Genomic DNA, 15,626 nt, shown 5'->3' on the forward strand with positions numbered 1-15,626 from the left:
TTTTTGTTACCACATTAATGATTGATAGCTGTCGTCATTTAACGAGCGTACGATCTCAGTAATCAGTTGAACAGAATTTTCATAATCATCTGTGTGCATGACTGAAACATTAGAATGCATATATCTTAATGGTACACCAATAGTGATTGTCGGAATTCCTTCATTGGCTACATGAATGCTACCAGCATCAGTACCGCCTCCAGGAGTTGTAGCCCATTGAACAGGAATATGATGAGCTTCTGCAACCTCTTTAATATGTTTACGGAAACCATCATGTGCAATACTTGTAGCATCCATCATGATAACAAGAGGGCCATCACCTAAGTTGCCTTGATTCTTCTCACTAGTCATACCTGGAACATCATATGCCACGCCGACATCTACTGCTATTGCAAGATCTGGTTTGATAAGATTAGCTGCGACTTTAGCACCACGTAACCCGACTTCTTCTTGAACTGTGGCACCAGCGAATAAGTTGATATCAATACTGTCATCTTTTAAACGGTTGAGGACATCAATAGCTAATGCGCAACCATACCGATTATCAAACGCCTTCGCAGTTAAATATTTATCATTTGCAAGTGTTTCAAATTCACTATAAGGTGTAATCATATTTCCAAGCTCTATTCCCGCAGCTTCAGCTTCTTCTTTGTTTGCTACACCTATATCAATATACATATGCTTAATTTCAACTGTTTTCTTACGTTCTTCCTGTGAGAGTGCATGAGGAGGTTTTGAACCAATAATACCTCTAATTTCTTTACCATTTTCAGTAGTGATTGTTACTTTCTGAGATAACATCACTTGGTTCCACCAGCCCCCGATAGGTGTGAAATAAATATAGCCGTCTTTATCGATTTGAGTCACGATAAATCCGATTTCATCAAGATGACCTGAAATCATTAATGATTTTGAACCATTTTGGGCACGCTTTTTCCCGAAAATGCCTCCCAAATTATCTTCGACGATATCATCACTTACAGGGGTTAAGTAATCTTTCATTAGTGATTTAACATTTTTTTCATGTCCAGCAATGCCGTTAACGTCTGTTAATGATTTAAGTAGTTCCTTTGAGTCAGACATAGCTATCTCCTCCAATAATAAGTTTTCAATTTTAGTATAACATTTATGTGACATTCTTTATGATGTGGCAGTAGCTTTTGAGTTCATTTTCAAGAAATAAAATCAAATAGTGGAAAGTAATATGAGTAACATATTTGTATCGATGGTGGTATAATTTATTTGAAAAAAGACGAGAGAAGGCGACAACAATGAAAAAAGTGATTTCTCTTATAGCAGTGTTAGTTCTAAGTGTGGTTGCACTTTCTGCGTGTAGTAAGGAACAAACGAAGACATATGAGGGAGACGTTAACGGTAAGTATGTCATTACGTCATTAACATATACGGATGACGAAGTACTTAAGCAATCTACCATTGGAACGGTTAAATATGATGATTTAGGGATTGATCAATCACAAGCTAAAGAAATGTTAAAAAAAGATGAGAAAGCTTTTAAAGGCGTTAAAGGTGTAACGTATAAAGTCGATTACAAAGATCAAAAAGCTGTCGAGCATATAGATGTCGATTATAAAAAAGTAGACGTAGATAAATTGAAAAAGAATTTAGGTTTCGAGTCTGCTAAAGCTAAGAAAAAAGATTATGTAAGTATGAAGAAATTAGTTAAACAATTGAAACGTAACGGTTTGAAAGAGAAAAGCAAAATGAATGATGAATAATTGTTGAAGTTGATTGAACAAGTATTTTAGAAGATGAAGAGTGCGGGACGTGAATCTCGCACTCTTTTTTTAGTTATGAAATTAATTTAAGTTTATAATCTTTAATTTTTTGAGTAGCTCCATCAAGCTCTCTATAAATAATATGTTCTGATGTGATTTCAGTCGGACTATTAACACCAACAGCTGCTGCGATATTAAATAAACCTTCATGTAAACTAGTTACATAATTTGTCACACGGTATTGTTTCTCATCAACGATGAGCGCTTTTTCTTTTTTAGGATCAGTTGTAGCGACACCAACTGGACATGTATTTAAGTGACATTGTTGACTCATGATGCAACCAACACTAATCATCATACCTCTAGCAATATTTACTAAATCAGCACCTAAACCTAACGCAATGGCAATTTTATCGGGTGTGATGAGTTTACCAGATGCAAATATTTTAATTTTATCTCTGACACCATATTTTTCTAACATACCTGAGACGATGGGTAGTGCGGTAAGTAAAGGTAATCCGACACTATCTTCAAGTTCTTGGAAAGTAGCCCCCGTACCACCTTCACCGCCATCGACAGTGATAAAACTTGGATAAGTATCGAGTTGAACCATTGTTTTTACTAGTTTTTCGATTTCATCAACTTTACTTACTACGATTTTAAATCCTACAGGTTTTTGACCTAGATTCTTAATTTGATCAACAAATTTGAGTAAGTCTTCTGGATTTTTAATAAAGTCAAAACGGTTTGGTGAATTAATTGTTTCATGGGGTTTAACATTACGAATTTTAGCAATTTCTTCTGTAACTTTATTGCCTTCCATATGACCACCACGTGTTTTAGCGCCTTGAGCTAACTTTAATTCAAATGCGCGAATATTTTCACGATCAGCCAATTGTAAAAACATGTCTTTATTAAAGTGTCCTTCTTTATCTCTCACGCCAAAAAGTCCTGGGCCAATTTGGAAAATGATATCACCATCACCCTTAAGATGGTAATCTGATAGCCCACCTTCACCAGTATTCATCCAAGTGCCTGCTTTAGATAACCCTTTTGATAAAGCAGTTATAGCATTTCTACCGAGAGCACCATAACTCATACCTGATTGTCCTACTAAACGTTTTACTTTATATGGATGTTTAAGTTCAGGTCCTAGGACAACTGCATGTTCATCTGATAAGAAGAAAGGATCGATTTGAGATCTTTTTCTGTGTTCATCACGACTAAATAATCGTTCGTTTTCAATTTGATATAAAAATGTTGAGATTAAATCTGAATTATCGACATGTAATTCTGAGGCTTGTAATGGAAACATTGTGTTTTGTATGTAAAACCCATCTTTATATTCTCTTTGAGTACCGTAACTCGTCATGCGAGAGTTATATTTACCTGCAAGAACAATATGTTTATAATCATTTCTTGAAAATGGTTTACCTTCATTATCATCAGCGAAGAAGTACTGACGAAGTTCGGGCCCTATTTTTTCAGAGATATAACGGATACGTCCTAAAACTGGAAAATTTCTAAGTACACTATGTTGATCTTGACCTTTATCTTTAAATAGCCAAATTAAACTCATGATAACAATACCTAATAGCACAATCATTATGATGATATTGACTATAAATTGCATCGTTGTCAATATAGACATAAACATTCCCCCTAAACTAGTTTCTTCATTATTATGATACATCAATGTATGCGTTTTACAATGAAAGCGTATAAAATTAATTTTAAAATTTCAATTAAATTATTACATTTACGTACTTTAGTGATAATGTTTAAGTGATAGGTAATAAGAGGTGAGCTATGAATAGAGAGACACAATCAATAGAGAAAAAACGACATATCCCTTTATGGAACACTAAAAAGGTTGTTAAAAAAGACATTCTACTTATACCAGCATACATATTTTTTCAAAGTATAATACCTATCATCGTTGTTTTTGGAACACTAGGTATTACTGCAATGATTACACAGCATGCACCACCTGCCTGGTTTTACAACCTTTCATTAAGTATAAGCTTTGTTCTGGCACAAGGTTTAGTGCTCATGCTGTTTTTTGCCTTACATAAGTTTTATATTGCCAGTGTCGCAAGTAGACAGTTTAAAAACGCTAAAAAGTATGTACGTCAAATACTTATTGTAGTTATGATTACATTTGTGCTAATGTTACTTATTGAGTGGTTTGTTCAGTGGCTACCTGCCTCATTAAGATTTAGTGCAACACAATATGAACGTCGAGTAGAAGGATTATTTCTACACCCAATCGCCTTATGCTTTACGTTTATATCAATGGTAATTTTACGCCCTATGATTGAACAACTTATCTATAGACACATCATTATTCATGAGTTAGGTAAGAAATGGAATAAGAAAATAATGATTGTGATATCAATTGTTATCGAATCTATAGTACATACGTATGACATGGCTTCTATTTTCGAAATAATTCCGTATTTACTTATTGCGAGTGGTGCAACTTATTTATACATTAGAACAGGTCAAAATTTAGCAGTAGCCTATCTTTACCAAGTAGGTGTGCAATGCTTCATATTTTTAGAGATATTGAGTAAAGTGTATATCTTTTAAAGTTATTAAATAAAGGAGTATTAAATGAGCAACGAATCACATGAAATACATCAACAAACAAATACACCAGTTATGAACGAATTTGATTCGAAGAAAATAGTGAAGAGAGACTTCTGGTTAATTTCAATTTATATATTAAACTTAACAGCGATACCTATTATATGTGGAATTATTGGTGCCTACATTGGTTATGCAATAGTAGGTAACATGTCAAAGAAAATATTTGAAGATTATTATATGAATGCTGCAACCATTGGAAGTGTAATTGGAGCATTCATTTTACTAATTGTGTTTTATCTTATGCATAAAAACAACATTAAACCTATAGCTATATCACGATTCAAAGCACTTAAGAAACATATTATATTAATTATAGGATCTATCATCATGATTTATGTATTTGAATCTTTTTATCAGATTTTAATGCAGTTTTTACCGGAAAAGTTTCAATTTAATGATACTGAAAATAATAAAGATATAGCGAAAATGTTTACACATGGATGGTTAGTGCCATTTCTTTTTTTAGATATTGTTATACTCACACCTTTTGTTGAAGAGCTAATATTTAGACATTTGATTATTCATGAATTAGGTAAAAAATTAACTTACGGGCTCATGTATATAGTCTCGATACTTATATTTGCTAGCTTACATTGTGTGGGTGCTAAATCACCATTTGAAATAGGCCCCTATATTATCATCGCGTCCATGATCGTTTTTGTTTATCACAAAACTGGTAGAAATTTAGCAGCTACCATTACGATGCATACTATAAACAATGCTGTTTCATTTCTAATAATGGTAATGGGTTTATAATGTAAATGAGTACACATTTGTGAGTGTGTACTCATTTTTTGTGTAATGATAAATATAATATTCAGAAAATATAAATATTTATTTAATGTTAATATAAAACTTAAAATAGGGAATATAAACAACAATAGTTTCATAGAAAGGAGCGTTAGTCTTGCTATTAAAAGTTGAGAATCTTACATATGAAGCGGATAAACGTACAATATTAAACAACATCAATTTAAATATTGAAAAAGGGGATACCATAGCAGTTATAGGTCCATCTGGAAGCGGAAAGAGCACCTTATTTAAGCAACTTAATAATTTAATTAGTCCTACTGAAGGTGAGCTATATCTAGATGGCAAAAATTACAATGACTATTCGCCAGAAGAATTAAGATCACGTGTAAGTTATCTTATGCAACAAAGTGGCTTAATAGGTTCAACGATTGAACATAATATGAAATTCCCTTGTGAGGCAAGAGGGGATAAGTTTGATAGGGAAAAAGCAAAACAACTTATTAAACAAGTCGGACTAGGAGATTATGACTTAGATGCTGAAATTGAACATATGTCTGGTGGGGAACGTCAAAGAATTACGATTGCGCGTCAATTGATGTATGAGCCAGAAGTGTTACTATTGGATGAATCGATAAGTGCACTAGATACTAAGAACAAAGAAAATATTGAAAATATTATCTTTGATTTAGCTAAAAAAGGCGTAGCCATTCTTTGGATTACTCATAGTGATGATCAGAGTATGAGACATTTTAAAAGAAGAATCACCATTACTGACGGTAAAATCACTAAGGACGAGGAGTTGAATAGTGATGAGTAATACAGCATTATGTTTAACAGCACTACTATTATTGATTCCAATCTTTATTTCATATAAAGAAGGTTTACATATCATTAAAGATTTAGTAGTGGCAACGATACGAGCTGCAATACAATTACTTATTTTAGGATTCTTGCTACATTACATTTTTAAAATTAATGAAAAATGGCTACTCATGCTATGTGTGTTAGTGATTATTATTAATGCATCATGGAATACTATAAGTCGTGCTTCACCAGTGATGCATCATGTATTTTGGATTTCATTCGTAGCTATATTTATCGGTACAGCATTACCATTAGCAGGCACTTTAGCTACAGGAGCGATTAAATTTACTGCGAATGAAGTTATTCCAATTGGCGGGATGTTGGCGAATAATGGCTTGATTGCCATTAACTTAGCTTATCAAAACTTAGATCGGTCATTTGTTCAGGACATTTCAGGTATTGAATCTAAATTAACGCTATCAGCAACTCCGAAGATGGCATCAAAGTCTTCTATTAGAGAGAGTATCCGTTTGGCCATTGTACCAACTATTGACTCTGTGAAAACGTATGGACTTGTATCTATTCCTGGGATGATGACTGGCTTAATTATTGGTGGGGTGCCTCCATTACAAGCCATTAAATTCCAATTATTAGTAGTCTTTATTCATACGACAGCAACGATTATGTCTGCATTAATTGCAACTTACATGAGTTATGGCCAATTCTTCAACGCTAGACATCAGTTGATAGCGCGAAACTCAGATGTAGTAGGGGACGAATAATATCTAAATCCATTCTACACAAAACATAATTTCTTATTATATAATGAAACAGTTATGAACATTACAGCGTTTGTAGCTGTTTTATTTTTGCTACAAACCTTTGCAATACAATTTAGTTTTAAAAGAAAGGAGTTTATTTATGTCTATCGTGCGTATTGCCACTTTTATATTGAGTGTGTTTATCGTGGGAATGGTGGAGATGATGGTAGCTGGTATTATGAATTTAATGAGTCATGATCTTAATGTTTCCGAAGCGGTTATAGGTCAGCTGGTTACAATGTACGCATTAACATTTGCAATTTGTGGTCCGATTTTAGTTAAATTAACGAATCGATTTGCTGTACGACCTGTTTTATTATGGACGTTATTCACCTTTATCATTGGTAACGGAATCATCGCAATTGCACCGAATTTCACGATTTTAGTTATAGGACGTATACTATCGTCAGCTGCAGCATCACTAATCATTGTTAAGGTCTTAGCCCTAACTGCAATGTTAACGAAACCGAAGAATAGAGGTAAGATGATAGGTGTTGTGTATACAGGATTTAGTGGTGCTAACGTATTTGGTGTCCCTATTGGAACAATGATAGGTGATTGGGTTGGTTGGCGCTTTACATTTCTATTTATTATGGCAGTTAGTGTTTTAGTAGGTATATTGATGATTATCTATCTTCCTAAAGAAAGCGAATTAGCACATGCCAATCGTTCTAATCATTCATCGGACCATGATTCCGAAATACCTTCACGTATCTTACGTCCTATGGAAATCGTAAAATACTTGATTATCACTTTCTTAGTTTTAGTAGCAAACTCAGTCACTTTTGTGTATATTAACCCATTAATTTTGTCTAAGAGACACGAGTTATCTTTTGTATCTCTAGCATTGTTAATCAACGGTGTTGCTGGAGTAATAGGAACATCACTCGGCGGAGTCTTTGCAGATAAAATTACAAGTAAGTGTTGGTTGATGATATCAGTATCAATCTTCATTATCATGATGCTTGTGTTAAACCAATTACTTGCAGGAACTGTTATTCTACTCATTGGATTGTTTGTATGGAATATTATGCAGTGGAGTACGAACCCTGCGATTCAAAGTGGGATTATTGAACACGTTGAAGGTGATACAAGCCAAGTAATGAGTTGGAATATGTCATGTCTGAACGCCGGTATTGGTTTTGGTGGCATCGTTGGAGGATTAGTGATATCTCATATTAATGTTCAAACCATAACCTATACAAGTGCTATAATTGGCTTACTCGGACTTATTGTTGTTTTAACTTTAAAGAACATTCATTACGCTAAAAATTAAAACCTGAATCGCTCATGTTAGTGGATGAGCGTTTCAGGTTTATTTATATATATGAAAGTATTCAGTATTTTTATGGTATTTAGACCAAGGCATTCTATTGTATCTTACAAAGTGACCTAAATCTGCCATCATGTCATGACTTAATTGAATATCTAATTGCGTATATTTATAGTTATTTGCTGATAAAATATTTAAGTTGCCAAACCAAAATATCATATCGAGAATATGGTAAGCAGATTTAAAATGAATGCTTTTAGGTTTACACCAGTCGAAACGTGCTAACCATTTATGTTGAGAATGTGTAGATTGTAGAAAGTTCAATGCCATATTTTTAAAATAAGATGTCGTTATTACTTCTCTTTGTTGTTGTGCATTTTGAACATCTTCTAAAATGGGAATATCGAATAAGCGCATGATTTCTTTAAAGCGGAATGGTGACAGTTTCCGTGAATCATTCTCTATATAAATATCTCCCTCAGAATTCGTGAAACCAACGAATACTGGTTTTGAAAATGCAGTTACAGATCGTGTCATTTCAGGGCTTAGGATAGGTTGATAAATCAAATCAAGACTTCTCGATGGCCCTCGTTCTACTTTATGTAATCTCATTAAATCTAAAATTTCATTACTAGTTAATGATTCAATTGATTTATCAGAATAATGCACGTGAACTAACGATTCAAATTGTTGCGCCTTCTTATTTGCAGTTAGAGGAGAATCACTGTGTAATGTGCCACTGAGCAACATCACTTTGTGATAATACTGGTCTAATTCTGGTATTTGCATGAGTGCCATTATGCTCATACTTCCCGCAGATTGACCCATCAACGTTATGTTTTGAGGATTACCACCAAAGTAGGCAATATGATGGTGTACCCATTTTAAAAGGTTGATTTGATCAGACATACCATTATTGTAATCATAATGATTATTGAAATAAGACCAGTCTAAATAACCTAAAGCACCTAAACGATAATTGAAGGTAATAACAATAATATCTTCTTGTTCTACGAGATGATAGGGATTGTATAAATCTGCTGTTCCGTGCCCTTGAGTAAATCCTCCTCCATAGAAATAAATAACCACGGGTTTTAAATTTTTGGTATTACTTGCTCGCCAAATATTAAGATAAAGACAATTCTCATCTTGTTTAAAAGTTTCAAACGTCTGAACACCATTTGAGAAGAAATCTTCAAGTGAATTATAAGGTTGGGGAGGAATAGGTTTAGCTTTCTTAGCATCAATAAAGTCATCGACAATGTTGTATAACTGTGAATGTTGAAAACGTGTCTTAGAATTAAATGATTGGGCATAAGGTATACCTAGAAACGTATCGATATGACCGTCACTTGTTCCAATAACCGTTCCTTCATTGATATTTACTTTAACCATATTCCCATCTCCTTATCAATCTCTTAATTTTAACTATACCATTAAAAAAACGCTCGAGATATTTATCTCGAGCGCTATAAGTTATGCGTTAGTTATTTTGTTCTTGACGATCTCTTTCTTTCCAGTCTTTACGTCTTGCTTTTCTGCGACGTTTTCTTAATTTATCGCCCATCTTCTTGTTTAATTTATTGGCACGTTTGAAGTAAATACTTTCGAAGTAACTTGTTGTACCTAATTGATAGAAGATTAAAGCTACAATTGCGATAACTAAGAAATCCCATGGGTAATGAATCCAGTTCATACCCTTGAATTCTTTACTTCCGATGAATGATAAGAATGCGAGTACGACTAAGTAAATAATAATCCATAAACTACCGCCGATTTGTTTTTTAGTGTTTTTCCAATTCATCTTATATTCATAGAAGAAATAAATTGGTAAACCTAAAATGATAATGAAAATAACTTCTGCAGTCGTAGGCCACATAGCCCAATAAATTGCTAGTGACGCAAGTACGAATGATAATGGCGCCATAAATTTTAAGATATTTGCTTTAAATGGACGTGTCATTTTTGGTGCCATTTTACGTAATGAAATAACTGTTGTTGGGCCTGTTAAATATGCTACTAATGTTGCTGTAGAAATAACAGCTGCTAATGTACCCCAGTCACGGAAAAGTGTAACCATAATCATACTGATGATTGCGTTAAATACAATTGCTACACGTGGAATATTATATTGTTCATTCATTTTACCTAAGAATTTAGGAATATGACCATTCTTTTCCATAGCGCGTAACACACGGCCAGTAACAGCTACGAATGATACACCTGTACCAAATGGTGAAACAACAGCCTCAACATAAAGTAAAATTGCTAACCAATTGATACCTAATAAAATTGCCATATCTGCGAAAGGTGAATTGAAATTAATTCCATTCCAACCATGTTCATGAATCATTGAACTTGGCATTGATGTAATAAACGTACTTTGAAGTACAATGTATAAGATTGCACTTAATGTAAGTGAAATCGCAATACCTCGAGCGATATTTTTCTCAGGATTTTTAATCTCAGATCCCATATTAATGATAGTTTGGAATGCGTTGAATGAGAAAATGATACCTGATGTAGTCGTTGCAGCGAAGATTGGTGCACTACCATATGGCATAAATGCACTTGCTGAGTGACCATAGTTATTTGTATCAAATCCAGAAATCATTAACATAATAATAGTTAATAAAGGTACTCCTAATTTAAATACTGAAATTAAACTAGTGAAAGAAGTTAATAGTTTGACAGACCAGTAGTTTAAAAGGGAGAATATTGCGATAATAACGTAAACGGCGAATAAACCAATTGTACTGATTGAGCCGTCTTTCATTAAAGCTCCCATAGGTTTAGCCCATTCCCAAGGCCACGAACTCATATATTGTACAGCTGAAACAGCTTCAATTGGAATAATTGTTACGAGTGAAACCCAGTTAGCCCATGCCGCTATGAATCCAAGTAGTGATCCATGTGTGTATTGAGCATAATTACTCATGCCACCTGATTGTGGGAACATTGTCCCAATTTCAATATAGTTATAAGCTATCGTTCCAATAACTATGAAACCGATGATCCATGAAATAATGGCGGCTGGACCAGCGATAGAAGATGCCTCCCATGCACCGAATAACCAACCAGAACCGATTAATGAACCAAGCCCTAGTAAGACGAGTTGCGAGAGGTTAATCTTACTACTTTTTGATTTATTTTTATTTTCCATATTTACTCCTTCTTATGTGCTGAAAGATTTTTCAACAAATTACTGGTACAATTATACGCGAGTTTAATTAATAGTCAAATTGTGTTTTTGTAAAATTTTAATTAACGTTACATAATTAGATTTTTCTGAAAATTAATTATACAATAGCTAATAATATTTAATAAAAGGATTGAAGGGGGTAGCTAATGATGAATAAACAAAAAAATGAAAAGGTTGAACAATTTTTACAAAAAGATAGTCAATGGCAGGCGTGTTATAAATATTTGAGAAAGTTAATTTTTGAAGAAACTGAACTTGAAGAAACATATAAATGGATGCACCCATGTTACACATTAAATAATAAGAATGTAGTGCTTATTCATGGTTTTAAACATTATGTAGCACTACTATTTCATAAAGGGGCTATCTTAGAGGATAAATACCATACGTTAGTGCAACAAACTGAGAAAGTTCAAGCAGCCCGTCAATTGCGTTTTGAAAGTTTAGACGAAATTAAAGAACGAAAAGATGAGATTTTATTCTATATAAATGAAGCCATTCAAACTGAAAAAGCAGGTAAGAAAGTTGAAATGAAGAAAACCGAAGATTATGAAGTGCCTGAAGAGTTAGAGGAAAAATTCTCAGAAAATCCACAATTTAAAGAGGCGTTTGATAATCTGACCCCAGGTCGTCAGCGTCAGTATTTATATCACATTTCACAAGCGAAACGTAGTCAAACTAGAATTAATCGCATTGAAAAGTATTATGAGCACATTTTAAATGGAAAAGGCATGCAAGATAAGTGATGAAAAGAAAGAGCAGGCGCATGATTTTATTCTCTAAGCATAAATAAAAAACTGTCGACATCGTCAGAGACCATGCCGACAGCTTTAAAGCGAACAGATTCCACCCTCTTTGCTTATTTATTTCACTCTAATTGTTGAATTATTTTTGATCACCATTTAAACGGACTAAAATTTTAGCTTGCGATTTATCATTAACAAGTTGATTGAAACCACTTTCGACTATATTTTCTAATTCAATTTCATCAGTAACTACATCTTTAACATTTAAACTGCCATTAGCGATTAAATCGATTGTTTGTTGGAAAGTTGTTGGTGTATAAGCAATTGTAGTAGTTAATTTAACCCCTCTATTCATTTGAAGAAGAGGATTAAATTCTACTGGGTGACCGAAAATAGCTACGATAACTGAAGTACCACGTGGACGTGTCACTTCAATAGATTGTTGTAATGTAATACCAACACCAGCTACTTCGAATGAAACATCTACACCATTTTCAGTGTTATCATATACAGCTTTTACTGGGTCTACATTTCCAGAGTTAAAGGTATGAGTTGCTCCAACGCTTCTTGCTTTTTCTAAGCGTTCTTCAGATAGATCGAAGACAAAGATTTTACTTGCACCAGCTGCTTTAGCTGCTATAACAGTTAGTAAACCAATAGGTCCAGCTCCAAATACCGCAACTGTGTCACCGAATAATAATTCGCCTTCCTTAACAGCTTGAACAGCTACAGCTGTAGGTTCAACAAGTGCGCCTTCACGTGCTGATACATTGTCAGGTAAATGATACACGTTTGTTTCAGGTGCGTTAGTAAACTCTGCAAACCCTCCATCTGAACCTAAACCTATAAATGAATAACCATCATATAAATCAACATTTTCTTCTTTTTCACGTTTAGAAACAGTTGGGTTTACGACAACTCGATCACCTTTTTTGAAACGTGTGACATCTTTACCAACGTTTTCAACTACGCCAGAAAACTCATGACCCAATGTTACAGGTGCTTTTTGACCTAACAACGGATCAGGTTTGTCTGTTGAAATGAAAATAGGTCCTTCTAAATATTCATGTAAATCTGTACCACAAATACCTGTCCATGAGACTTTCACTTGAACTTCATCATCTTTTAATACTTTTGGATCGCGGTCCTCTACACGAACATCTTTTTGTCCATACCAGACTGCTGCTTTCATAATTTAACAACCCCTCAATTGTTTATTTGACATCGAAACTACATCTTTAGTCTTTCATTTGGTGTAATAATTCTTATCACACTTTGAGAATAATACTATTAGGGTAGGTTTTCAATAGGTTAAAGCAAATTTATGTGAAAAAAATCACGAATTTTTGCGGTTTGATTTATTTTTTCATCGAAATTTAACTTTTAGATGGTAAATATTTATTTAGGCTCTATTTTATAAAAAAGTTAACATAGAAAAATATGACTTTGTAAGTTGACTGATGTTTAATAAATTAATATAGGGTATAGACTTATATAACTGCCGAAGTTCACGTGTGCACATATTAGTGTTAGTATGATATTCAGATTGCTAACATAATTATGTGAAATATTACATATTCAAAATTTTAAAAGCAAAGGCCTCTGTGCTCTTGTTTAACTTATGAACCTATTTGTTTAACAACTGCTCTTGAGGCCTTTTATTTTTTGAAATTTGAGGAAACTTCGTCACTTTAACAATTGGAAAGGGGAACAAAACTATGTTAAGTATTAAAAACTTAACCAAAATTTATTCAGGGAATAAAAAAGCAGTTGATAATATTTCCTTGGATATTGAATCTGGTGAATTTATCGCCTTTATTGGGACAAGTGGTAGTGGTAAAACGACCGCATTACGTATGATCAATCGTATGATTGAAGCGACTGACGGTCAGATTACGATGAATGGTAAGGATGTACGTAATATGAATCCAGTAGAATTACGCCGTAGCATTGGTTACGTCATTCAACAAATCGGTTTAATGCCACATATGACCATTCGAGAGAACATTGTTTTAGTACCTAAACTTTTAAAATGGTCTAAAGAGAAGAAAGATAGTAAGGCAAAAGAATTAATTAAATTAGTCGATTTACCTGAAGAATACTTAGATCGCTATCCAGCTGAATTGTCTGGTGGACAGCAACAACGTATTGGAGTAGTGCGTGCACTTGCTGCTGAACAGGATATCATTTTAATGGATGAACCATTTGGTGCACTTGATCCTATAACTCGAGATACGTTACAAGACTTAGTTAAAGAGTTACAACAAAAGCTTGGTAAAACATTTATTTTCGTTACGCATGATATGGATGAGGCGATTAAGCTGGCAGATAAAATTTGTATCATGTCTAAAGGGCAAGTTGTTCAGTATGATACACCTGATAATATATTAAGAAATCCTGCGAATGACTTCGTTAAAGACTTTATCGGTCAAAATCGTTTAATACAAGATCGTCCGAATATGAAGACGGTAGAAGTTGCGATGATTAAACCTGTAACAGTACAGGCGGATGATTCATTAAATGATGCAGTTAATATTATGAGAGAACGTCGAGTGGATACCATCTTTGTCGTGAATAATCATAATAAATTATTAGGTTTCTTAGATATTGAAGATATCAATCAAGGTTTAAGAGCAAAAAAAGAATTAATTGATACGATGCAACGTGATATTTATAAGGTACATATTGATTCAAAATTACAAGATTCAGTGCGTACGATTCTTAAACGTAATGTAAGAAACGTACCGGTAGTGGGTGATGATAATGAATTAATTGGTTTAATTACTCGTGCAAACTTAGTGGACATTGTTTACGATTCAATTTGGGGTGAGAGTGATGAGGGCTTAAGGAATGACTCATCTCATTTAAATAATCATCCTACCCACAACCGTGTTCAAGAGGAGCAAGAGGCTAACGTAGCTCAAGAGTCTGACTCACATAAAGGAGCTAATGAGCCTGATGATACTCAGAAAACGGGAGTTGATCAATAATGAGAGCATTCTTTCAAGAATACGGCGGTCAACTCATATCGAAAACAATTGAGCATTTCTATATTTCAATTATTGCTTTACTAATAGCAATTGTTGTAGCGGTGCCACTGGGTATTTTACTTTCTAAAACGACTCGCACAGCTAATGTTGTATTAACCATTGCAGGTGTACTCCAAACAATACCAACACTTGCAGTATTAGCAATTATGATTCCTATCTTTGGTGTAGGTAAGACACCGGCTATTGTAGCTTTATTTATCTATGTTTTACTACCGATTTTGAATAATACAGTATTAGGTGTAAAAAATATTGATAAAAATGTTATTCAAGCAGGTCAAAGTATGGGGATGACGAAGATGCAATTAATGAAAGATGTTGAATTACCACTTGCATTACCTCTTATCATTAGTGGTATCCGACTTTCAAGTGTGTATGTTATTAGTTGGGCAACTCTTGCAAGTTATGTCGGAGCTGGCGGATTAGGTGACTTGGTATTTAACGGTTTAAATCTTTATCAACCACCTATGATTATAAGTGCAGCTATTTTAGTAACACTTTTAGCGTTAATTGTTGACTTCTTACTTTCATTAGTTGAAAAGTGGGCAGTGCCTAAAGGTCTCAAAGTATCTAGATAATTAAAAAGGGAGGA

General features: G+C 33.9%; 14 protein-coding genes. 9 read left to right on the plus strand and 5 right to left on the minus strand.

Annotation, left to right across the window (positions count from 1 at the left end; genetic code table 11):
• Positions 1 to 6: 6 nt before the first annotated feature.
• Positions 7 to 1,083, minus strand: a complete 1,077-nt coding sequence (locus V6C74_RS02155; RefSeq protein WP_002453965.1) for a M42 family metallopeptidase — start codon at positions 1,081 to 1,083, stop codon at positions 7 to 9.
• Between the two features lie 188 nt (positions 1,084 to 1,271).
• Between V6C74_RS02155 and V6C74_RS02160 the strand changes: the two genes are divergently transcribed.
• Entirely contained in the window at positions 1,272 to 1,736 is a 465-nt protein-coding gene (locus V6C74_RS02160; protein WP_002453964.1) for a DUF1307 domain-containing protein, read from the plus strand.
• 73 nt (positions 1,737 to 1,809) lie between these two features.
• On the opposite strand, the gene V6C74_RS02165 is transcribed toward V6C74_RS02160, so the two are convergent.
• Positions 1,810 to 3,387: an FMN-binding glutamate synthase family protein gene (locus tag V6C74_RS02165; RefSeq protein WP_002453963.1), complete on the minus strand. Its 1,578-nt coding sequence runs from the start codon at positions 3,385 to 3,387 to the stop codon at positions 1,810 to 1,812.
• Between the two features lie 158 nt (positions 3,388 to 3,545).
• On the opposite strand from V6C74_RS02165, the gene lnsB reads away from it, so the two are divergent.
• The 5 genes from lnsB (at position 3,546) to V6C74_RS02190 (ending at position 8,042) form a co-directional block, all read left to right on the plus strand.
• Positions 3,546 to 4,328: a CPBP family lipoprotein N-acylation protein LnsB gene (lnsB, locus tag V6C74_RS02170; RefSeq protein ID WP_002453962.1), complete on the plus strand. Its 783-nt coding sequence runs from the start codon at positions 3,546 to 3,548 to the stop codon at positions 4,326 to 4,328.
• 24 nt (positions 4,329 to 4,352) lie between these two features.
• Positions 4,353 to 5,144: a CPBP family intramembrane glutamic endopeptidase gene (locus V6C74_RS02175; protein ID WP_002453961.1), complete on the plus strand. Its 792-nt coding sequence runs from the start codon at positions 4,353 to 4,355 to the stop codon at positions 5,142 to 5,144.
• A gap of 151 nt (positions 5,145 to 5,295) precedes the next feature.
• Positions 5,296 to 5,958, plus strand: a complete 663-nt coding sequence (locus V6C74_RS02180) for an ATP-binding cassette domain-containing protein (RefSeq protein ID WP_002453960.1) — start codon at positions 5,296 to 5,298, stop codon at positions 5,956 to 5,958.
• Positions 5,951 to 6,727: an iron export ABC transporter permease subunit FetB gene (gene fetB / locus V6C74_RS02185; protein WP_002432324.1), complete on the plus strand. Its 777-nt coding sequence runs from the start codon at positions 5,951 to 5,953 to the stop codon at positions 6,725 to 6,727. The genes V6C74_RS02180 and fetB overlap by 8 nt, the downstream gene beginning before the upstream one ends.
• A 139-nt stretch (positions 6,728 to 6,866) precedes the next feature.
• Positions 6,867 to 8,042 carry an MFS transporter gene (locus tag V6C74_RS02190; RefSeq protein ID WP_103175483.1) on the plus strand — a complete coding sequence of 392 codons (1,176 nt, stop codon included), beginning with the start codon at positions 6,867 to 6,869 and terminating at the stop codon, positions 8,040 to 8,042.
• A 39-nt stretch (positions 8,043 to 8,081) separates the two neighbouring features.
• Here the strand turns inward: V6C74_RS02190 and V6C74_RS02195 are convergent, their stop codons facing one another.
• The gene (locus V6C74_RS02195) at positions 8,082 to 9,434 is read right to left on the minus strand and encodes a carboxylesterase family protein (RefSeq protein ID WP_016898591.1); all 1,353 of its coding nucleotides are present in this window, start codon (positions 9,432 to 9,434) and stop codon (positions 8,082 to 8,084) included.
• An 88-nt stretch (positions 9,435 to 9,522) separates the two neighbouring features.
• Positions 9,523 to 11,202 carry an APC family permease gene (locus V6C74_RS02200; RefSeq protein ID WP_002453957.1) on the minus strand — a complete coding sequence of 560 codons (1,680 nt, stop codon included), beginning with the start codon at positions 11,200 to 11,202 and terminating at the stop codon, positions 9,523 to 9,525.
• 185 nt (positions 11,203 to 11,387) lie between these two features.
• On the opposite strand from V6C74_RS02200, the gene V6C74_RS02205 reads away from it, so the two are divergent.
• The gene (locus V6C74_RS02205) at positions 11,388 to 11,987 is read left to right on the plus strand and encodes a YdeI family protein (protein WP_002453956.1); all 600 of its coding nucleotides are present in this window, start codon (positions 11,388 to 11,390) and stop codon (positions 11,985 to 11,987) included.
• Between the two features lie 139 nt (positions 11,988 to 12,126).
• Here V6C74_RS02205 and V6C74_RS02210 read toward each other — a convergent pair whose 3' ends face one another.
• On the minus strand, positions 12,127 to 13,179 hold the full coding sequence (locus V6C74_RS02210; RefSeq protein ID WP_002432347.1) for a 2,3-butanediol dehydrogenase: 1,053 nt from the start codon (positions 13,177 to 13,179) through the stop codon (positions 12,127 to 12,129).
• A gap of 526 nt (positions 13,180 to 13,705) precedes the next feature.
• On the opposite strand from V6C74_RS02210, the gene V6C74_RS02215 reads away from it, so the two are divergent.
• Both V6C74_RS02215 and V6C74_RS02220 read left to right on the plus strand, forming a co-directional pair.
• Positions 13,706 to 14,977, plus strand: a complete 1,272-nt coding sequence (locus V6C74_RS02215; protein WP_002453955.1) for an ABC transporter ATP-binding protein — start codon at positions 13,706 to 13,708, stop codon at positions 14,975 to 14,977.
• Positions 14,977 to 15,612, plus strand: coding sequence for an ABC transporter permease (locus tag V6C74_RS02220; RefSeq protein WP_002432732.1), 636 nt, complete (start codon positions 14,977 to 14,979; stop codon positions 15,610 to 15,612). The genes V6C74_RS02215 and V6C74_RS02220 overlap by 1 nt, the downstream gene beginning before the upstream one ends.
• Positions 15,613 to 15,626 lie beyond the last annotated feature (14 nt).

The organism is Staphylococcus capitis subsp. capitis (assembly GCF_040739495.1).
In the GTDB taxonomy this organism is placed as follows: domain Bacteria; phylum Bacillota; class Bacilli; order Staphylococcales; family Staphylococcaceae; genus Staphylococcus; species Staphylococcus capitis.

Bases quoted from the DNA above. Each gene is read 5' to 3' on its own strand.
- V6C74_RS02155 (WP_002453965.1), bottom strand. From the start codon at position 1,083: ATGTCTGACTCAAAGGAACTACTTAAATCATTAACAGACGTTAACGGC.
- V6C74_RS02160 (WP_002453964.1), top strand. From the start codon at position 1,272: ATGAAAAAAGTGATTTCTCTTATAGCAGTGTTAGTTCTAAGTGTGGTT.
- V6C74_RS02165 (WP_002453963.1), bottom strand. From the start codon at position 3,387: ATGTCTATATTGACAACGATGCAATTTATAGTCAATATCATCATAATG.
- lnsB (WP_002453962.1), top strand. From the start codon at position 3,546: ATGAATAGAGAGACACAATCAATAGAGAAAAAACGACATATCCCTTTA.
- V6C74_RS02175 (WP_002453961.1), top strand. From the start codon at position 4,353: ATGAGCAACGAATCACATGAAATACATCAACAAACAAATACACCAGTT.
- fetB (WP_002432324.1), top strand. From the start codon at position 5,951: ATGAGTAATACAGCATTATGTTTAACAGCACTACTATTATTGATTCCA.
- V6C74_RS02190 (WP_103175483.1), top strand. From the start codon at position 6,867: ATGTCTATCGTGCGTATTGCCACTTTTATATTGAGTGTGTTTATCGTG.
- V6C74_RS02195 (WP_016898591.1), bottom strand. From the start codon at position 9,434: ATGGTTAAAGTAAATATCAATGAAGGAACGGTTATTGGAACAAGTGAC.
- V6C74_RS02200 (WP_002453957.1), bottom strand. From the start codon at position 11,202: ATGGAAAATAAAAATAAATCAAAAAGTAGTAAGATTAACCTCTCGCAA.
- V6C74_RS02205 (WP_002453956.1), top strand. From the start codon at position 11,388: ATGATGAATAAACAAAAAAATGAAAAGGTTGAACAATTTTTACAAAAA.
- V6C74_RS02210 (WP_002432347.1), bottom strand. From the start codon at position 13,179: ATGAAAGCAGCAGTCTGGTATGGACAAAAAGATGTTCGTGTAGAGGAC.
- V6C74_RS02215 (WP_002453955.1), top strand. From the start codon at position 13,706: ATGTTAAGTATTAAAAACTTAACCAAAATTTATTCAGGGAATAAAAAA.
- V6C74_RS02220 (WP_002432732.1), top strand. From the start codon at position 14,977: ATGAGAGCATTCTTTCAAGAATACGGCGGTCAACTCATATCGAAAACA.